Origin of the sequence: Arsukibacterium sp. (genome assembly GCF_041616895.1) — a bacterium.
In the GTDB taxonomy this organism is placed as follows: domain Bacteria; phylum Pseudomonadota; class Gammaproteobacteria; order Enterobacterales; family Alteromonadaceae; genus Alishewanella.
In genome coordinates this window covers 1-18,909 of the sequence record NZ_JBFJPY010000018.1, presented here as the reverse complement: position 1 = coordinate 18,909, position 18,909 = coordinate 1, and the positions used below count along the sequence as shown (strand labels likewise).

Below are 18,909 nucleotides of genomic sequence, written 5' to 3'. Positions count from 1 at the left end.
TACTGTGCAGCATCAAACGCATCTCATACCGAGGAGTTACATAATGAAAATGAATAAGCTGACTAAACTGATCGTTGCTTCTGCCGTTAGCCTGGCATTCGCAGGGCAGGCACAGGCAAATCGTGACACTGTGCAGGTAGCTGGCTCGTCAACTGTGTTGCCGTTCGCTTCTATTGCCGCTGAAGAGTTTGGTAATAATTTTGCCCAGTTCCGCACCCCGGTAGTGGGTTCAGGTGGTTCTTCAGGTGGCTTACGTCAATTTTGTCAGGGTGTTGGTACCAACACTATCGATATTGCTAACTCTTCTCGAGCCATTCGTCCGGCTGAAGTAGAAGCGTGTAATGCCAATGGTGTTAACAACATTATCGAAGTGAAAATTGGTTACGACGGTATTGTCTTTGCTTCGCGGATTGACGCGGGAATTTTTAAGTTAAAACCTGAGCATGTTTTCCTGGCCCAGGCTGCAAAAGTGCCACAAAACGGCAAAATGGTTGCCAACCCTTACACTAACTGGCAACAAATTGATAAGGCTTTGCCCGATCAGGCCATTCTGCTTGCTATTCCGGGTTCAAACCACGGTACCCGTGAAGTTTATGAAGAGAAAGTGATTCTGGACGGCTGTAAAACCTTTGCAGAAGTGCAGGCACTGCCAAAAGCGGAGCAAAACAATTTTTGTTTAGCGATGCGTACCGATGGCAGCGTAGTAGAAATTGCTGGTGATTACACTGAAACACTGGCTCGGCTGCAAGCGCAGAAAAACGCCCTTGGCGTGTTTGGTTTAAGCTTTTATGAAGCAAACCGTGACCGGATAAAAGTAGCCACGGTAAGCGATGTTGAACCGACCGTAGATAATATCATTGCTGGCACTTACCCGGTGTCACGCCCGCTGTTTTTCTACGTGAAGGGTGAGCATATTGGCGTTATTCCGGGTTTAAAAGAATTCGCTGAATACTTTGTCTCTGATGCGGCATCAGGCTTTGGCAGTCCACTGGAAGCTGCAGGCTTAATTCCACTTGATGATGATGAGCGTGCTGCTATTATTGCTAACATTCGCGCTAAAAAGTCGCTATAACTGGTTTAGTGAGCTAAAAGAAGCAAGAGGACCATGCGGTCCTCTTTTTCTATTTCAGTAATATGACAGTGAATGTAATAAAACTGCAATATAAGCGCGTTAAGCTGGCGCGGCTTATTAAGAGGTAGTTATCCCTGTGGGATAATCCGGATTGGGCAATGGAGCAACCATGAGTAATTTTTCGTTAATTGTACTGCTGCTGGCATTGATGGCGATAGGCTATCAGCTTGGCATGGTGCGCAGTCGCAAGGTTGCGATAGTTAACCCGCAGCAAAAAATGCACTCCAGACCGCATCATTACGGCATGATGGTCGGCTTGTGGGCTGTTATCCCGGCGTTTTTTATTCTGGTATTGTGGACGCTTTTGTCCCCCGGCGTCATTAATGGCATGGTGGCGGCCCAGTTGCCAGCAGAAGCATTAGCCGCAGAAGGTTTAACGGCCGATGTAATTATGCGCCGGATCAGCAATCTTGCTACTAATTTTGGGGTTGTGGCAGAAGCGGAGCAGTGGGAGCTGGCCGCTGCAGCGTACATGCAACAACTACAAACCAGCAGTGCTTTACTATTAACCGGTCTGATGGCAGCGATAGCCGCAGCGGGTTTGTTTTTCAGTTTTAAACGTATTCAGCCTCATTTGAGGGCGCGCCATCAGATCGAACGCACCGTTAAAGCCGTGCTGATAATCTGCTCTACCGTTGCCATTTTAACCACCATCGGCATTGTGTTATCCATGGTGGGTGAAACCATCAAGTTCTTTAGTTTTATCCCTCCGGCAGATTTTTTCCTTGGTACTACCTGGAATCCTCGGTTCTCGACGACCGGCGTTAGTGAAGGTTCACTGACCGGAAGTCAGGGCAGTTTTGGCTTGCTGCCACTGCTCTCCGGTACAATGATGATTGCGGGTATCGCCCTGCTGGTCGCTATTCCCCTGGGGTTAATGGTCGCGATTTACCTGGCAGAGTATGCACCAGCCAGCTTTCGCGCGACGGCAAAACCCATTATTGAAGTGCTTGCTGGTATTCCAACAATTGTGTACGGCTTCTTCGCGCTGGTGACGGTAGGGCCATTTTTAGCCGATTTTGGCGCCAGTATTGGTCTGACGATCCGGGCAACGTCTGCGCTCACCGCAGGCGTGGTGATGGGCATCATGATTGTACCTTTTATATCATCGCTCTCTGATGACATTATTACCCAGGTGCCCAAGGCACTTCGAGATGCCTCGCTTGGCCTGGGCGCAACGAAATCTGAAACCATTCGCAAGGTGGTGCTTCCTGCTGCCCTGCCTGGTATTGTTGGTGCGGTGCTGCTTGCTGCCAGTCGGGCTATTGGCGAGACTATGATCGTGGTGCTGGCAGCGGGTAACAGCCCAACTTTAACCGCCAACCCCTTTGAGGCAGTGTCGACGATAACCGTGTCGATTGTTAATCAGCTAACCGGTGATAATGACTTTGCCAGTCCGCAGACACTGGTTGCTTTTGCATTGGGTTTAACCCTGTTTGTCATTACCTTGCTGCTGAATATTGTAGCCTTGGTTGTTGTGCGTAAATATCGGGAACAATACGAGTAACTTATGACTGATAACAAACTGAGCTCCACCGACAACAATGTCACTGTTGCACCGGTTGTACTGAGTAAAACCCAGCAACAAGTGGCGGCGTCACTGGCGCGTCGGCATCGTCAGGAAAAGCTGTTTAAAGGCCTTGGTCTGGGCGCTGTTATCATTAGCCTGACCCTGGTCGCTATTTTATTTGTTAATATTTTTGCCAAAGGTGTCCCCGCATTCTGGCAGGCGCACATCACGCTGGATATTTATTTCGACCCTGAAATTATTAGCATCAGCGACAAACCCGTGCAAGGTGCGGATGAGACAGACAATCAATTTCGGCAGCGTTTTATTGAATGGCAAACTGAAGTTGGCATGGTTAACTTTAACCGGTTAATTTTGGACGGTTTATATAAAGTTATACCAGAAGCGTCAGAGCGCCAGTACCGGCGTGATGCAGCGCGAATAGTAACCTCGGGCGAGCGCTACGCTGTGCGCGATATGGTAATAGAGAACCCCGACATCATTGGCCAGACCAAAACGGTACACTTGCTTACTGATGCAAATATCGATGTCTGGTTAAAAGGTAATATTGATCGCAGTCTGCCAGACTCGCAGCAGCAGCTAAGCCCGAAAGTGCGGCAGTGGGTTGAAATGCTGTCAGAACAGGGCGTTATTGAAAATCGCTTTAGTTTTGCCTTGTTTATGAATCCCGACTCCCGCAGTTCGCCAGCATCTGCCGGCCTGGCGGGGGCCTTTGTCGGCTCGTTATATATGATGCTAGTGGTGATTTTTCTGGCAGTACCAATGGGCGTTGCCGCCGCTATTTATCTGGAAGAGTTTGCGCCGAAAAATAAATTCACCGATTTGGTGGAAGTGAACATTAATAACCTGGCTGCGGTGCCGTCTATTGTATTTGGTTTACTCGGTGCATCGGTGTTTATCGGCTGGTTTAAACTGCCGATGTCGGCGCCTATTGTCGGTGGCCTGGTTCTTAGCTTAATGACATTACCGACCGTGATTATTGCAACCCGCTCTACTTTAAAAGCTATTCCGCCTTCAATTCGCCAGGCCGCATTGGGGCTTGGGGCGTCTAAAATGCAGGCGGTGTTTCATCACGTATTACCCCTGGCCATCCCGGGTATTTTGACCGGCGCAATTATAGGTGTGGCGCAGGCTTTAGGTGAGACAGCACCGTTATTACTTATTGGTATGAAGTCGTTTGTCGCGCAAATACCTGGCGGTCCGTTCGAGCAGTCGACCGCGTTACCGGTGCAAATCTATTTGTGGCAGGGTAATGAGCTGCGTAACTTTTTTGAGGCCCGCACGTCTGCCGCTATTATCGTATTACTGGCGTTAATGTTGACGTTAAACGGGCTGGCCATCTGGCTGCGTAAAAAATATGAAAAACGTTGGTAGGTCTGACGCGCAGCGCAACCAACTTTAGCGAATTAACTGAACAAGTGGTAACTACGGCGGATTTAGCGATGACAGCAATTGAGACAAATAGCATTGGCAAGGTAAAAATGACAGCACGTGATGTCAGGGTTTTTTACGGCGACAATGAAGCTATCCATGGTGTTGATCTGGATGTAATGGAAAACGAAGTTATTGCCTTTATCGGCCCCTCAGGTTGCGGTAAATCAACGTTTTTACGTTGTTTAAACCGGATGAATGACACCATCGATATCTGTCGGGTAACCGGCAGTATTAAAATGGACGGCCGGGATATCTATGATCCATCGCTGGATGTCGTGCAATTGCGGGCTCAGGTTGGCATGGTATTTCAAAAGCCAAATCCGTTTCCAAAATCAATTTATGAAAATATTGCTTATGGCCCACGTTTACATGGCCTCGCCAGCAGAAAGTCAGAGCTGGATGATGTAGTAGAGTCCAGCTTACGCCGCGCCGGCTTATGGAATGAAGTAAAAGACCGGCTAGATCAGCCTGGCACCGGTTTATCAGGTGGCCAGCAGCAGCGCCTATGTATCGCCCGTAGTATTGCGGTAAGCCCGGATGTAATATTAATGGATGAACCATGCTCAGCGCTTGACCCAATAGCCACGTCGATTATTGAAGAGCTGATAGACGAGCTGAAGCAAAACTTTACCATCGTTATTGTGACCCACAATATGCAGCAGGCTGCCAGGGTGTCGGATCGCACTGCATTTTTTCATCTGGGTGATCTAATTGAAATTGGTGCCACTAATGAAGTCTTCACCAACCCGATAAATAAGAGAACTGAAGATTACATTACCGGCCGCTACGGTTAATTTTGCTGATTCACACAAAAAGGGGCTTCGGCTCCTTTTTAATTGGTATATGCTATTTGCAGCTTTCTAATTACTTTAAACTTCAGAGCTTAAAAAGTGACATGCAAGTGGCTTCAGATCATATCAAGGTCACTTAAAAGTCATAAAAGTGCCATGTTGTCATAAAGCTGTCATAAAATGACCATAGTATGGTCGCTGTCAATAATCGCGACGGTGGCTGTGATAGCAGCAATAATTGCAGAATTAACTCAGGTAAAAGATATGAAAAAAACAGCATTGGTGTTAGCAATCGCATTAGCCAGTACCACAGCAGTACAGGCTGATCCGGTAACCGTTTATGGTCAGCTTAATGTGTCAGCTCAATCGAGCGACGAAGGAGAAGGCCGCTTTTCTGAGTTAAAAAGCAACAGTTCACGCTTTGGTTTGAAAGGTGACTTTGAATTAGAACACGGTCTTACTCTGGTATATCAGGTAGAGTGGGCGGTCGATCTGGCAGACGTTAGCGGCGGCGAAAATATCACCTCACGTAACCAGTATGTTGGCTTAAAAGGTAACTTTGGCCAGGTTCGATTAGGTCGGCACGACACGGCATTAAAAGACGCTCAGGGTAAAATTGATTTATTCAGCGACTATGAAGCTGACGTAAAAGCACTTTGGCGTGGCGAAGTGCGGGCCAGTGATTCTGTTACCTATTACACCCCAACGTATAATGGCTTTGGTGTACATTTAACTTATATCATGGAAGATGCCGCTGATGCCGAGGACGCGTTTTCTGCTGCTGTTTATTACGGTGATGAAAACCTGAAAGACAGTAAGTATTACGCTTCAGTTGCTATGGATTCTGATGTCGCCGGTTTTGATGCGATGCGCGTTCAGGCCCAGGGCAAATTGGCCGATGTTAAATTGGGTGCGATGTACCATACCCAGGAAAATATTGTCAGCGGCCTGGAGCAGGATGGCTGGCTACTAAGTGCAGCTTACCCGATGGGTAAGACTGAGCTTAAGGCCCAATACCAAACACTGGAAGATGATGACGCGGTAAGTGTCGGCGTCGATTATAAAGCGGGTAAAAACACTACTTTGTTTGCCTGGTACAGCAGCTTTAACTTTGATATGGCCGCGCCGGATCGTGACTATTTGGCAGTGGGTATCAAGCATAAATTCTAAGTTTATTGTGCGAAAAAAACGCCGGTCATTGACCGGCGTTTTTGTTTTTACCTTTTAACTGCGTTTAGCAGAAAGCGTTATCAGTACTTGTAAGAGAAGCTTAAACTGTAACTCTGACCTTCAGTCCGTTGCTGCAGGATTTCGCCTTGCTGTAAAATTTCAACTTCTTCGTCCAACAGGTTTTTCAGACCCAGTTTCACAGTCATGTTTTCCAGCGGGGTATAACCGTAGGTGAAATCGAGTGAGTGAAATGGTTGCTCAAAAGCATCGTCTTTGTCGTTAACCCCGGCAAACGCGATACGCTTTCCAAATACGTTATAGGTAAGGGTGGCATTATGCTGGTTATTGTCAGAATCAAAACCAAGCTGCAGGTTGGCAACATACTTGGAATGGCCACTCAGGCCCCGGGTCAGATTGGTTAAGTCGGCGCCCGGAAAGCGCTGAATGCTGATTTCTGATTCACTGACTGTCAGGTTGCCGGCAACAAAGAAATTGTTAGCAAACTGACCAAAGTCGCCGCCAAACATATTCAGCTGTTGCAAAAACTCTGCTTCAACGCCATACACCTTGCCACTTTGCGCATTGCGAAATGACATCAGCAGGTTGCCGTCTGAACCTGATAATTCAATGGCTTCAATCGGGTTTTCCAGATCTTTGTAGAATAAACCGACACTATAGTTACTGCTGTCATAATACCACTCTAAGCGGGTATCAAAACTGCTGATATCGGTGCTCTTCAAGCCTGAAAAGCCGGTAACTTTAAAGTCCGTTAACGGGTCGACATACAATACCGGGGTCACTTCACGTAAATCCGGACGGACCACGGTTTTGCTGTAGCCAAAGCGTGCCTGTAAGTCGTCGTTAACAAACCAGGTTAATGACAACGCCGGATAAAAGCCATCTTCCATCAGAATAGAGTCGGTTACATTGCCGCTTATTGCGCCATCTGCCCGCAGCGGCAGGGAGATTTGTTTAAAATCTTCGTAGCGCACACCAATATTTAACCGCAGCAGATAGTCGTACGTCAGCTCCATGGCTCCGTAACCTGCGTCGATCATCTGGGCTGCCAGATAATCATCGGCCTGAGTGGTCACGTTAGAAATTTTAAAGCCGTTGGCCGGGTTTAAAATAGCGCTGTCAGAGAAAATCTCTGAGAAGCGACCTGACAGTCGCTGCAGACTGTAACCCACCGTGTCAAAGTTAAAGCGGTCAGTTTGAGCGTTACGGCTACGTTCGAAGTAACTATAACCGCCACTGAAGGTCATTTCTGCTTTGCCCAGCGTAAGGGGTAAGTTGGCATTCCAGCTTAGGTTTTCAGTGTTATCTTTCATATCACTGAAACTGTAATTAACGGCGTTTTGGTTGCGACGTAAAAACGAGAATACTGAGCCATCGGCTTGCGTTTCGTTCAGATACCGATATTCCACTTCACCCGGTGCATAGCGACGCGCTTTGGCATCGGTGTACTGCCAATCAACCGCTAAATCCAGTAGAAACGGAAAGTTGTGCTTACCCCGTAACTGGTTGCTCAGCATGGTGCGTTCTTCATACAAAATGCTGGTATCAGTGTTAAACCGGTTATTTTCGTTAATGGTTTCGATGCTGTCGCCGTTTTTTATCTTTATTTCATCTTTGGTGTCACTCAGATAAATGGTTGAGGTTTCGATGCGGTGATCGATACCCAGCTCTAAACCAAAGTTAAGCATGCCAGACAGCTTTACCTGATGCTCAGTACCTTTAATATCATCGTAACGATTCAACGGCACCAGGCTGTCGCCTGAGACAGAATAGTAACGTTCTTGCTCGTCAATATTCTGGGTAGATCGATCGTAACTTAAGCCAGTCATCACCCCAAACACAATATTTTTTGTCAGATCAAAGCGGGTGCCAAAGGAGGCACTGGCATCGAAATCAGGTTTTACGGTGGTGCGGCTAATATCAATATCACGGTTAAATGTAGTACCGAGCTCACGCACAATGGTTTCTGCCTGAGCCAGATTGCCGGCATTAATGCCCCCTAAGCCCTCGGCAATATTAATGGGGGTTAACACGCCAAATTGTTGCTGGGCATCGGCCAGCACCGGTGGTATTCCCCGGGTACCATCGTCTTTACCACGCCAGTCATCACCACCACCGGCATACTCATAGCCATCGTCGCTGTTCAGGCTGTTGTAGCCCGTACCGATTGCAATGTTAAAACTGGTTTGCAGCGGAATAGCGGTGGTCCGGATATTAACGTTACCGCCACCAAAAGCAGCGGGTAGCTCAGGAGAATAGGCTTTTTGTACTACCAGGCTTTCAATAATACCTGCCGGAAACATATCCAGCGGAATAACGTTCCGGGTTGGGTCCGGGCTGGGTACCATAGCGCCATTTAATAAGGTACTGGAATAACGTTCACCCAAGCCACGAACATAAATAAACTTATCTTTTACCAGGGTTAAACCGGTTACCCGGCGTAGCGCCGCGGCTGCATTGCTGTCACCGGCACGGGAGATTTGCTCCATGCCCAGTACTTCAGCAACATAGGCCTGCTCGCGACGTTCTGCTGCGGCAGAGGCAGCAGTACTCATCAGACGGCCGGATACAGAAATGCGTTCAACATCTTCTTCTTGCTGATCCTGGGCCGGTGGCGTGTCCTGAGCTGCTGTACTCAGTGTTACCAGGGCTGTTGCCGTGCTAAGGGCCAGCAACACACTGCGGCCAACACGACTGAAATTAAACTTTTGCATGCTGCTCATCTGAACTTTGTCCTATCAGCTTTTACTATTACATCTGCGATGCACTGAACGGCCAACCTGTGGGTTCAATGCAGTGAAATAAAAAAACACTGCCAGGAAAACCCGGCAGTGTTTAGTGCTGTTAGTCTTCTAAACCGACAGTCCAGCCAGCAGTCCAGTCATTGCTGGCTTCTACTGCACCGATAAAGTTGACCGCTTCAAAGAAGTTATCCAGTGCTGACATATCTTTTGGCGTGGTGGCATCGATAGTGTAAATGCCGTCCAGTACTGCAGCCTGGTTAGCGGCAACACTGTTACCGGTTTGTCCCAGGAACCACTGTTCGGTGGTGGTACCATTACCAAGGTCACCCTTGAACGGCTCTGCACAGGCAATAACAGAGTGGGTCATGGTCAGAGAACCCGCCGCAGCTAATGCTTTGGTCTCGTTAGAATCGAACTCCAGACACTCGCCCATGCTCTCAGGGCCGGTGATTACAAAGTTAGCCAACTGAGCGTTAGTACCTGCGCGCAGCAATACACCCTCTGAATCATCATCGCCATCAAAGCTATTACCAATAATGGTCATGTTGGCGATAGTCGGATTTGATACCGGGGTAGCAGTGAAGTTACCTGACTGGTTGTCAGCTTCAATACCACGGTTTGCTTTGGAGCCATCAGCAGCGTGTTTAACCAGTACAAATTGCAGCTTACCGTTCCAGCCATCTGCCCAGTCTACTGAATCATCACCGTTTGCGGTTAACACCACGTTTTTACAGCTAACACTGCCACCAAACATTTCAATGCCATCATCCACATTCTGGTGAACCTGAATGTTGCTGCACTTAGTTCCTGCACCTACACCGGCAAAGGTAATTCCGTTGAGTTCGTTGTCCGGAATAACCTCAAAACCGGCATGTTTCACTACTACATAGTTTAACGTGCCGCTGTTATCATTAGCATTAGCACCGCCGTAAGGGCCCGCTTCGCCTTCCGCCTGTATTTCACAAGCAGCCAGATTAGCCTGGTCGCATTTGTTGCTTGGCGCATTACCCAGGATAACCAAACCACCCCATTGGCCTGCCGCCGTTGGTGAACCAATAATGTCTTGCACTGAGGTCATCACAATCGGGTTTGCTGCGGTACCATTGGCTTCAATTTTTGAACCGCGGGTTACCACCAGGAAATCAGCGCCTGACTTACCGTAAATCCGGACGCCCGGCTGCACGGTTAAGGTAGCGGGGGTCGTTTTATCCACGCCAACCCGGACCCGGCCACTTAATACATAGTCTGCACCTGCGGCTAGCGTTACATTTGCGGTGATATCACCGGTTAACTGGCAATTTAAACGGCCCGATAAGCTGTTAACTTCGCTGGTGCCGGCAGGGCAGGCTGCCAGGTCGTCTTCCGGGTGAATGCCGACGGTCCAGCCTACTGTCCAGTCTTCTTCGCCATCAAAAGCACCAATGTAGTCAACGCTGTCAAACCAGCCATCTACATTGTTGGCAACGTTGTAACCATTGCCAAGCGCCGGAGAATTTGGTGCTGGAATATAGCCACCTAATAAGGCGTCGCCGACGATATTGCCAGGCTGCGCGCGAAACCAGGCGTTGGCATCCAGCGTGACGTTACCGGCGCCATCAACAGAGTTTTTGGTCGGTTCTGCGCAGTCCAGTATAGAGTTACGGAAAATAATCTCGCCGTTGCCAGCATTGGTTACTGACTCTGCAGAGTTAATTTCAAAACACTCACCCATGCCAGCTGGGCCCGTGACAATAAAGTTATATAGCTCCGCCGCGGTGCCTGCGCGCAACAACACGCCTTCAGAGTCGTCTTCGCCATCGAAGTTATTGCCAATGATGGTCATATTAGCGATACGGGGTTTAGATATTGGAGTCGCGGTAAAATTACCGGATTGATTGTCGCCCTCAATGCCGCGGTTTGCTTTGGTATTATTAGGATTATGACGTACTAATACGTGTTGCATCCGGCCAGTCCAGCCATCTGCCCAGTCTAAAGAGTCATCGCGATTGCCGGTTAATACCACATATTTAGCATCTACCGTGCCACCAAAAAATTCTACACCGTCGTCCAGGTTATTGTGTACCTGAATGTATTCAACGTCAGTGCCGCTGCCGACACCAGCAAAGGTAATGCCGTTAAGCTCATTGTCTGGAATGACTTCAAAACCCGCGTAGCGCACCTGTACATACCGTAACGCACCACTGTCATCTTCCGGATCTGCACCACCGTATGGGCCGGCTTCACCTTCAGCCTGAATTTCACAACTGGCTAAATCTGCCTGGTCACATTTGTTGCTTGGAGCATTCCCCAGAATAACTAAACCACCCCACTCAGCGTGCGACTCTTCGTCAGATAAACCCAGCATGTCGTTAACTGAAGTCATAACGATAGGAGCGGTCGCTGTACCAATTGCCTGAATTTTTGAACCACGGGCAACAACCAGGTAGTCAGCGCCGCTTTTACCATAAACAAAAGTACCAGGTTCGATGGTCAGGGTTGAATTGTCAGCATTGTCGTTACCTACGGTAACTTTGCCGCTTAACGCCCATGCAATATCATTGGTCAGGCGGGTGTCACTGGTAATAGTGCCGCTGATTTCGCATACTGGCAGATCAAGACCGGCCAGACTGTCACCTTCTACTGCAAATGCCGGGCAATCAGAAGTAACGGGTGGAGGGGTACCACCACCGCTGCCATTTCCGCCACCATTGTTGTCGCTGCCTGCATTTACCACCAGGTCGCCACCGCAGCCAGCCAGTATTAATGCTGACGCTATTGCGCTTAGTTTTAACAGTTTGCGTAAAGCCATTACCATCTCTCCGTTGAGTTGTTATAGGTGTTGCCAATTAAGTTGCTGGCACCCTACAGCAGACGAATGACGCTTTTATTACATAAATACGACGCTTGAGTGACAGCCATTGGCTGCCATGATTTGACGTGCTCTGGTGCTATGGCTGTCAAAAAAAATTCATTTAACTGTCACGCACTAGCCGTAGGCCTGAGGTTTTAATAATGTGAACAATGTTATTTATTTGGGTGAGTGTCAGGTGGAGTAGTCAGATACCAAGATTAACCTCGTGTTTTCATAAAAATGTCATAAACTGCAGTAATACTAAGTAGCAGAGACAGTTAGAAACGTCCGGCACTTATACCGGCTAACAGAATGTGGTGAACCTTATGGCAAGAAAGATCCTGGTGGTAGAAGATGAAGCGCCAATCCGTGACATGTTGTGCTTTGTGTTGGAGCAAAATGGCTATCAGGCCATAACCGCCGAAGATTTCCCCAGTGCGGTCAACCAACTGATTGAACCCTATCCTGATTTAGTGCTACTGGACTGGATGATCCCAGGCGGCAGCGGTATTCAGTTTGCCAAAAAAATGAAGCAGCACGATCTGACCCGTAATATCCCAATTATTATGATCACCGCTCGCGGTGAAGAAGAAGATAAAGTACGAGGTCTGGAAGTCGGTGCTGATGACTATGTCACTAAGCCGTTTTCACCCAAAGAGCTGATGGCGCGGATCAAGGCAGTCATTCGCCGGGTGTCACCGACCAGCCTGGACGAAATTATTGAAGTGCAGGGCCTGAAACTCGACCCGGTAGCACACCGGGTCATGGCCGAGCAGCAGCCGCTTGATATGGGACCAACCGAATTTCGCCTGTTGCATTTCTTTATGACTCACCAGGAACGGGTCTATAGCCGCGAACAGCTGCTTGACCATGTGTGGGGTACAAACGTCTATGTTGAGGATCGCACCGTCGATGTGCATATTCGTCGGTTACGTAAAGCGATTTCTATCGCCGGGCATGATAAGCTGGTGCAAACGGTGCGGGGCTCAGGCTATCGCTTTTCTGCTAAGTAGGTTTTATGCGGCCACAGCTTTCTAAAGGGAAGATTTTTAGCAAGGTCTTCCTTTTTTATTCTCTGGCAGGTCTGGTGGGCTGGCCTTTTGGCCAGAGCATGTTGTTTATGTTACTGCTGAGCTTTTATTTGCTGGCATCTAACTATAACCACCTGTTTTTAATAACTAAATGGCTATGGCACGACCGCAAGCTAACGCCACCAGAAGGTAAAGGCTTCTGGCAGCAAATTTTTGATGGCATTTATTACCAGCAACGGCGCGAGCGCAGAAAACGTAAAGAGTTACGAACTCTGGTACGGCGCTTTCGAGATGGTGCAGAAGCGTTGCCAGAAGCAGTAGTCGTGCTGACCAGCGACTGGACTATTGTCTGGTGTAATAAGCTGGCTCAAATGCTGGTGGGTTTGCGCTGGCCCAGTGATGAAGGTCAGCGGATTGATAACCTGGTAAGAAACCCCGAATTTCAGAGCTTCTTAAAGCAAAAGCAGTTTCAGCAGCCGCTTGAAATCAGTGCTAAAGGCAGCAACAGTGTGGTGCTGGAATGCAAGATGATGCCATACGGCAGCGAGCAGTACTTGCTGATTATTCGTGACATTACCCAGCTAAAACAGCTGGAGCAAATTCGCAAAGACTTTGTTGCCAACGTATCGCATGAGCTACGCACACCTTTAACCGTGCTGCAGGGCTATCTGGAAGTGATTGATGCCGAGCGATTGCCAGATCCGGCCATGTGGCAGAAAGCTCATAAGGTAATGCTCGAACAAACCAAACGAATGGACGGTTTGGTTCAACAGTTGCTGACACTGTCGCGGATTGAAGCCTCTGCCCGGGTGCAATTTGACGATGAAGTCGACGTGCCCTCCATGCTGGCAACGATAGAGCAGGAAGCGCAGGCGCTGAATCGGGAAAAACAGCATAACATCAGCTTTACTGTCGAAGCCGATCTAAAGGTTACCGGGGTGACAGAGGAGCTGCGCAGCGCATTCTCCAACCTGGTGACCAATGCCATTAAATACACACCGGCGGGCGGTGACATAAACGTTAGCTGGCAGCGCCAGCATCAACGCGCGGTATTTGCGGTAAATGATACCGGTGAGGGTATAGCGCCGCATCATGTAAAAAGGCTGACAGAGCGGTTTTACCGGGTTGATCAGGCGCGGGCCCGCAATACCGGTGGCACTGGCCTTGGTTTAGCGATCGTTAAACATGTTTTATCACGCCATAACAGCCAGCTGATGATTTTCAGCGAGCCTGGCCGGGGCAGTAGTTTTTCTTTTACCATACCTGCCGAACTGGTATTGGGTAATGGCAATACCGCTCCCGTTAAAAAAGCCAAGTTTAAAGTAAAATAGCATCAACGGTGCGTCGCCCGGATACAGATATTATCGTCCAGCTGCAACATAAATGTGGCTATCTGCTTTGCATGTGAGGATAGTTCGCCTCGAGCTTTTCTCTGGCGGCAATAAGATTAAACCAAAACTGCTCGACCAGCTGGGTATTCTCAGCATAAAAATCCGGGTTGAATACGATATACCAGTTTTTAACCAATATGTTGTCATCACTAACCGTCACCTTGTCCGCAAGACCCAGCTGTTGCAGGTGATAATTACCAATCAGACGTTCGACGCTATACCCATCCAGCTTGCCGTCGGCAACCATTTTAAGGCCGTCATCCAGCGTGAATTTGTAAGGGCTAAGCCAACCTTGTTGTTGCAGCCAGTCTTCAACGATATATCCCAGCGGCGCGCTAATACCGAACTGCGGTTGATATTCTGCCAGCGCAAAACGCATATCTCTGGCATGAAAGACCGGATATTCTGCCTGCCATAAATAACGTTGTGACTGCTCACTACCGCTTTGCTGATCGGGAAAGCGGTAGTGCAACGCGCGCTCAGGTGACCAAATCATTGCTAAAGTGGCATTAACGTGGTTTTCCTATACCATTTTCTGACATCTTAGCCAGGGTGCGTGCTGGTAGTGCAACTGAATGGGCAGTGGTGCTGCCGCCGCATTTAACATCTCAACCAGAAAGCCCTCGGGCTGGCTGCCATTGCTGCCGGCACTGATAAATGGCGCCATACCAGAGCCTTCATAGCACACCGAAAACACCGTATTTGCCCGGCTTAGCAAGGGCCATAAAGCCAGTAGCAACAGAGTACAGATTTTCATAACACTTTATCCGTTATACCGATGGGGCTATCAATCGCCGGCCGTGGTAACAAAAAGTTACAATTGAGCTAAGTATTGCAGCCAGATACAAATAGTGCAAAGCCGCCACACTAACATTAAAGGTAACGGAATGATTGTCTTAAACTACAATGCAGCGACCAGTTGATGCCTGAAGCAATTAAGTTGATGATCATTGACCATACCGCAGGCCTGCATGTGGGCGTAAATAATGGTTGAGCCGACAAACTTAAAGCCGCGCTTTTTTAAATCTTTGCTAAAGGCATCAGATTCCGGGCTGGTGGCACGGAAATCTTCAGGCCCGGCAATATTGTTTTGCTGCGGTTTGCCGCCGACAAACTGCCATTGATAAGTGCTGAAGCTGCCAAACTCGGCTTGTACTTCTAAAAAACGACTGGCGTTGTTAATCGCCGCCGCTACTTTTAAGCGGTTGCGGATAATGCCTGGGTTTTGCAGTAGCTCTGCTACTTTGGCGTCATCAAAGGCGGCGACCTTTACCGGGTCAAAATTGGCAAAGGCCTCGCGATAACTATCGCGTTTTTTTAGTACGGTGTACCAGCTTAGCCCTGCCTGGGCGGCTTCTAAGGTTAAAAACTCAAAAAGCTTGTTATCGGCATACACCGGTACGCCCCATTCGGTGTCATGGTAAGCCACGTAATCCGGTTTGGTTAAATCAACCCAGTGACAGCGGCAGGGGGTGGTCATGCTATTTCCTTATTTCTTATTTTGGGCAAGCTCAGGCGGGTTTGCTAAATAATCCAGAGCTAAACCGGTAAGTGCCCTCACACCATTAACCAAGGCGTCTTCGTTAACATCAAACATCGGTGAGTGGTTTGGTGGTACTTCACTTAGCGGTTTGCCCTTCGGCGAAATGCCGAGGAAGAAAAACACGCCGGGGATCTGCTGCTGATAAAACGAAAAGTCTTCAGCGCCGGTAATCGGTTTTATCGACGCTACGCCTTCATCACCCGCGGCCCACATTAAGCTTGGCATCGCCCAGTCGGTCAGTGCCGGGTCGTTCCAGGTAACGGCAGCGAAATTGTGCACATGGAATTCCGCTTCAGCACCACTGGCTTTGGCGATATGCTCGCTGGTGTGGGCCATGCGGGCAATTAAATCTTCGCGCATTTCGCTGTCAAAGGTACGAATAGTGCCTTCAAGTTTTACGTCATCGGGAATAATATTCCAGCGAATACCACCGTGCACCTGCCCAAAAGACACCACTGCCGGCGCTTTGGTAACATCTATCTGCCGTGCCGGTATTAGGTTAATCGCGTTAATCAGCTGGCCGGTAACATTAATTGGGTCTATACCGCGCCAGGGACTGGAGCCATGCACCTGTTTACCTTTAACCGTTATTTGAAAGCTATCAGCCGCTGCCATAATACCCTCGGTTTTTACCTGCAACTGGCCGGGGTTTCCTGGCCAAACATGCAGGCCAAAAATGGCGGTCGGGGTAGGGTTGGCAAACAAGCCCTCGGCCAGCATCATCTTAGCGCCGCCCTCTTCACCTGCTGGCGGGCCCTCTTCCGCCGGTTGAAACACAAACATAATGGTACCGCTAATATCAGCTTGTTGGTTCGCCAGCACTTCGGCCGCGCCCATTAATATCGCTACATGGGCATCGTGGCCGCAGGCGTGCATTACCCCGGTTTGCTGGCCATTAAACTCGCTGACTACTGTTGACGCAAAGGGCAAACCGGTTTGTTCAGTTACCGGCAGGGCATCCATATCGGCGCGCAGCGCGACCACCGGGCCGGGTTTGCCGCCCTTTAAAATGCCAACCACCCCGGTATGGGCAATACCCGTGCGCACTTCCAGTCCCAGTTTCTGCAAATGTGCTGCAACCTTGGCCGCCGTGCGCACTTCACGGTTGGATAATTCTGGATGCTGGTGAATGTCGCGCCGCCAGGCAATCACCTTAGGCATAACCTGCTCAATTTGCTCGCTTAATTGATGTTTATCAGCCGACTGCTGCTCAGCATTGGCCAGGGGGGCATATAAAAAAGGTAATAAAGACAGACTCAGCAATGACAAGCGCATAAAAATTCCGGTTCAAGGTAATGGCGTATTACTACCTTAAGCGCTGCCAGCCAAAAAGCCAAGCAGAGGCATTGCATAAATCGTCTTGTTTTACCGCAGCATACCTACAACCAGCCTTTGCGTTTAAAAAACCAATAAGGGGCAAAACCCGATAATAGCATGAGTCCCAGAGCCCAGGGGTAGCCCAGCAGCCATTCCAGTTCTGGCATATGGCTGAAGTTCATGCCATAGGCACTGGCGACCAGAGTAGGGGGTAAAAATACTACGGCAGCAATGGAGAAGGTTTTAATGATCTGGTTTTGTTTGATATTGATAAAACCCTGGGTGGAGTCCATCAGAAAGTTAATTTTGTCGAACAGAAAGGTCGTGTGTGACATCAGGGTTTCCACATCGCGCATGATTTCCCGCAGGGTTTCTTCATGAGTTGGCCGGCCTTTGAGGTTACGCAGTAAAAACGAAATATCGCGCTGAGTATCCATTAAGCACAAACGGATTTTACCGTTGCTGTCTTCCAGCCGTGCCATTTTGCTGATCGCCTGATACAGTTCAGAGTCTTTTTCTTCCAGCACCAGATGGCTTACCTCTTCCAGTTGCCGGTGCAAATCCTCTACGGTATCGGCATGGTTCTCTACCTTTTGTTCTAATATGGTGACCAGTAGTCCGGCCGGATCGGAACAGCTCACCTGGCCGCGGCGTGCTCGCAACCGTAGCAGTCGAAAGTCAGCAATTTCGTCTTCCCGAATGGTAATCAGACGCTCCTCCTGCAAAATACAGGCAACCGTTACGGTGGCATGGCGGCCCTCCTGGGGTGCCAGAAAGAGTGAGTGCACATGAATACCGGCTTGATCGACAAAGCAACGGGCAGAGGCTTCTATTTCCTCTACATCATCAGACTCAGGCAGCTCGACACTGAGTAGAGTACTTAGCATGTCACGTTCAGCATCGGTAGGCTCATGGGCATCAATCCAATGAGCGGTGCGCATCAGCTCGATGTCATGGGTATCACTTGCCACGGGGATCTCGCGGATAATACTGTGCTCAATAGTAAATAAACGGATCATAATGCCTCCATAGCCATGTGGGATAAGTCAATTTGCCGGATCTTGATCGTACCGGCGATGCGCGATGTCACAGCACGCGCCGGCGTAAACGGGGGTTTAATCCTCTACAGAAGCAGTTTATCATAACCACACTGATCGTCGGATAGGGATTAACACGGCGATAAACCAGCAACGGGAGGAATGATGAACCTGGCCGCTAAGCCGAATATTGCAGCCTTGGTGGTGGAAGGCGGGGCAATGCGGGGCATTTTCGCTGCCGGTGTGCTGGATGCCTTTATTGAACAGCACTATCAGCCTTATCAGTTTGCGATAGGTGTGTCTGCCGGCTCGACTACCTTAATTGGCTATCTGGCTGCCAACCATGGCCGCAGCCGGCAAATTTTGCTGGACCATGCCAGACGTGCTGATTTTCTTAACTGGCGTCGCTATCTCAAAGGCGGCCACTTTTGCGATGTCAGCTGGTTGTGGCATGCGTCATTTGATGAAGTACCGCTAAATATTGATCATTATCTGGCTCAGCAAGTCCCGCTCTATGCGGTCACCACCAGCGTAAACTCAGGTAACCCACGTTATTTTGAAGTGACCCGGGACAATATGCATCAGTTGTTTCCCGCCTCTTGCGCCATACCGCTGATGTATCGGGACTTTCCGCAGATTGACGGTGAACGGATGACCGATGGCGGCCTTGCCGATGCCATTCCGGTCATTAAGGCTTATGAAATGGGCGCGCGGGATATTACCGTGGTGCTGTCGCAGCCCCGCGGCTATCGTAAGCGCGTCAGTCGCTTGCCAGTATTAATGAAGCCTTTCTTTAAACAGCACCCTGATTTATTTGCCGCAGTACTGAACCGCACGCATCGAGATAATCAGGCGCTGGATTTTATTGCTAAGCCACCCGCAGATTGCCGGATTAGCGTAGTGGCGCCCCCCGTTGGCTTTGCTGTCGGCCGTTTCTGCCAGG

15 protein-coding genes are annotated in these 18,909 nt (G+C 49.1%); 8 read left to right on the top strand and 7 right to left on the bottom strand.

Going from position 1 to position 18,909, the window contains the following annotated elements; all coding sequences use genetic code 11:
* The first annotated feature begins 43 nt into the window (after positions 1–43).
* The 5 genes from ABY802_RS05145 to ABY802_RS05125 all read left to right on the top strand — a co-directional run bounded on the left by ABY802_RS05145 (position 44) and on the right by ABY802_RS05125 (position 6,055).
* Positions 44–1,072 (top strand): substrate-binding domain-containing protein, encoded by a 1,029-nt coding sequence (locus ABY802_RS05145; RefSeq protein ID WP_372625943.1) that lies wholly within the window; start codon positions 44–46, stop codon positions 1,070–1,072.
* A gap of 169 nt (positions 1,073–1,241) precedes the next feature.
* Positions 1,242–2,639 (top strand): phosphate ABC transporter permease subunit PstC, encoded by a 1,398-nt coding sequence (pstC, locus tag ABY802_RS05140; RefSeq protein ID WP_372625942.1) that lies wholly within the window; start codon positions 1,242–1,244, stop codon positions 2,637–2,639.
* A 3-nt stretch (positions 2,640–2,642) separates the two neighbouring features.
* Entirely contained in the window at positions 2,643–4,034 is a 1,392-nt protein-coding gene (gene pstA / locus ABY802_RS05135) for a phosphate ABC transporter permease PstA (RefSeq protein ID WP_372625941.1), read from the top strand.
* A 68-nt stretch (positions 4,035–4,102) separates the two neighbouring features.
* Positions 4,103–4,888 (top strand): phosphate ABC transporter ATP-binding protein PstB, encoded by a 786-nt coding sequence (gene pstB / locus ABY802_RS05130; protein ID WP_019676531.1) that lies wholly within the window; start codon positions 4,103–4,105, stop codon positions 4,886–4,888.
* Positions 4,889–5,149: 261 nt separating this feature from the next.
* Positions 5,150–6,055: a porin gene (locus ABY802_RS05125; RefSeq protein WP_372625940.1), complete on the top strand. Its 906-nt coding sequence runs from the start codon at positions 5,150–5,152 to the stop codon at positions 6,053–6,055.
* An 80-nt stretch (positions 6,056–6,135) separates the two neighbouring features.
* Here ABY802_RS05125 and ABY802_RS05120 read toward each other — a convergent pair whose 3' ends face one another.
* Both ABY802_RS05120 and ABY802_RS05115 read right to left on the bottom strand, forming a co-directional pair.
* Positions 6,136–8,787, bottom strand: coding sequence for a TonB-dependent receptor domain-containing protein (locus ABY802_RS05120; RefSeq protein ID WP_372625939.1), 2,652 nt, complete (start codon positions 8,785–8,787; stop codon positions 6,136–6,138).
* Between the two features lie 130 nt (positions 8,788–8,917).
* On the bottom strand, positions 8,918–11,605 hold the full coding sequence (locus ABY802_RS05115) for a hypothetical protein (protein ID WP_372625937.1): 2,688 nt from the start codon (positions 11,603–11,605) through the stop codon (positions 8,918–8,920).
* 368 nt (positions 11,606–11,973) lie between these two features.
* On the opposite strand from ABY802_RS05115, the gene phoB reads away from it, so the two are divergent.
* Positions 11,974–12,660 (top strand): phosphate regulon transcriptional regulator PhoB, encoded by a 687-nt coding sequence (gene phoB, locus ABY802_RS05110; RefSeq protein ID WP_372625936.1) that lies wholly within the window; start codon positions 11,974–11,976, stop codon positions 12,658–12,660.
* 5 nt (positions 12,661–12,665) lie between these two features.
* Positions 12,666–14,009, top strand: a complete 1,344-nt coding sequence (gene phoR / locus ABY802_RS05105; protein WP_372625935.1) for a phosphate regulon sensor histidine kinase PhoR — start codon at positions 12,666–12,668, stop codon at positions 14,007–14,009.
* A gap of 58 nt (positions 14,010–14,067) precedes the next feature.
* Here the strand turns inward: phoR and ABY802_RS05100 are convergent, their stop codons facing one another.
* The 5 genes from ABY802_RS05100 to corA all read right to left on the bottom strand — a co-directional run bounded on the left by ABY802_RS05100 (position 14,068) and on the right by corA (position 17,948).
* Positions 14,068–14,565: a hypothetical protein gene (locus tag ABY802_RS05100; RefSeq protein ID WP_372625934.1), complete on the bottom strand. Its 498-nt coding sequence runs from the start codon at positions 14,563–14,565 to the stop codon at positions 14,068–14,070.
* A gap of 27 nt (positions 14,566–14,592) precedes the next feature.
* Positions 14,593–14,826 (bottom strand): hypothetical protein, encoded by a 234-nt coding sequence (locus tag ABY802_RS05095; protein ID WP_372625933.1) that lies wholly within the window; start codon positions 14,824–14,826, stop codon positions 14,593–14,595.
* Positions 14,827–14,970: 144 nt separating this feature from the next.
* Positions 14,971–15,549 (bottom strand): DNA-3-methyladenine glycosylase I, encoded by a 579-nt coding sequence (locus tag ABY802_RS05090; RefSeq protein ID WP_372625932.1) that lies wholly within the window; start codon positions 15,547–15,549, stop codon positions 14,971–14,973.
* 9 nt (positions 15,550–15,558) lie between these two features.
* Complete coding sequence (locus ABY802_RS05085) at positions 15,559–16,887, bottom strand: amidohydrolase (protein ID WP_372625931.1); 1,329 nt, start codon at positions 16,885–16,887, stop codon at positions 15,559–15,561.
* Between the two features lie 104 nt (positions 16,888–16,991).
* Entirely contained in the window at positions 16,992–17,948 is a 957-nt protein-coding gene (gene corA / locus ABY802_RS05080; RefSeq protein ID WP_372625930.1) for a magnesium/cobalt transporter CorA, read from the bottom strand.
* Positions 17,949–18,128: 180 nt separating this feature from the next.
* Between corA and ABY802_RS05075 the strand changes: the two genes are divergently transcribed.
* Positions 18,129–18,909: patatin family protein (locus ABY802_RS05075; RefSeq protein WP_372625929.1), on the top strand; the 781-nt coding region annotated here is incomplete at its 3' end.

Excerpts from the sequence above, each read along its gene's own strand:
- ABY802_RS05115 (WP_372625937.1), bottom strand. The coding sequence starts at position 11,605 with ATGGCTTTACGCAAACTGTTAAAACTAAGCGCAATAGCGTCAGCATTA.
- ABY802_RS05095 (WP_372625933.1), bottom strand. The coding sequence starts at position 14,826 with ATGAAAATCTGTACTCTGTTGCTACTGGCTTTATGGCCCTTGCTAAGC.
- ABY802_RS05090 (WP_372625932.1), bottom strand. The coding sequence starts at position 15,549 with ATGACCACCCCCTGCCGCTGTCACTGGGTTGATTTAACCAAACCGGAT.
- ABY802_RS05125 (WP_372625940.1), top strand. The coding sequence starts at position 5,150 with ATGAAAAAAACAGCATTGGTGTTAGCAATCGCATTAGCCAGTACCACA.
- pstC (WP_372625942.1), top strand. The coding sequence starts at position 1,242 with ATGAGTAATTTTTCGTTAATTGTACTGCTGCTGGCATTGATGGCGATA.
- corA (WP_372625930.1), bottom strand. The coding sequence starts at position 17,948 with ATGATCCGTTTATTTACTATTGAGCACAGTATTATCCGCGAGATCCCC.
- ABY802_RS05085 (WP_372625931.1), bottom strand. The coding sequence starts at position 16,887 with ATGCGCTTGTCATTGCTGAGTCTGTCTTTATTACCTTTTTTATATGCC.
- phoR (WP_372625935.1), top strand. The coding sequence starts at position 12,666 with ATGCGGCCACAGCTTTCTAAAGGGAAGATTTTTAGCAAGGTCTTCCTT.
- phoB (WP_372625936.1), top strand. The coding sequence starts at position 11,974 with ATGGCAAGAAAGATCCTGGTGGTAGAAGATGAAGCGCCAATCCGTGAC.
- ABY802_RS05120 (WP_372625939.1), bottom strand. The coding sequence starts at position 8,787 with ATGCAAAAGTTTAATTTCAGTCGTGTTGGCCGCAGTGTGTTGCTGGCC.
- pstA (WP_372625941.1), top strand. The coding sequence starts at position 2,643 with ATGACTGATAACAAACTGAGCTCCACCGACAACAATGTCACTGTTGCA.
- pstB (WP_019676531.1), top strand. The coding sequence starts at position 4,103 with ATGACAGCAATTGAGACAAATAGCATTGGCAAGGTAAAAATGACAGCA.
- ABY802_RS05100 (WP_372625934.1), bottom strand. The coding sequence starts at position 14,565 with ATGATTTGGTCACCTGAGCGCGCGTTGCACTACCGCTTTCCCGATCAG.
- ABY802_RS05145 (WP_372625943.1), top strand. The coding sequence starts at position 44 with ATGAAAATGAATAAGCTGACTAAACTGATCGTTGCTTCTGCCGTTAGC.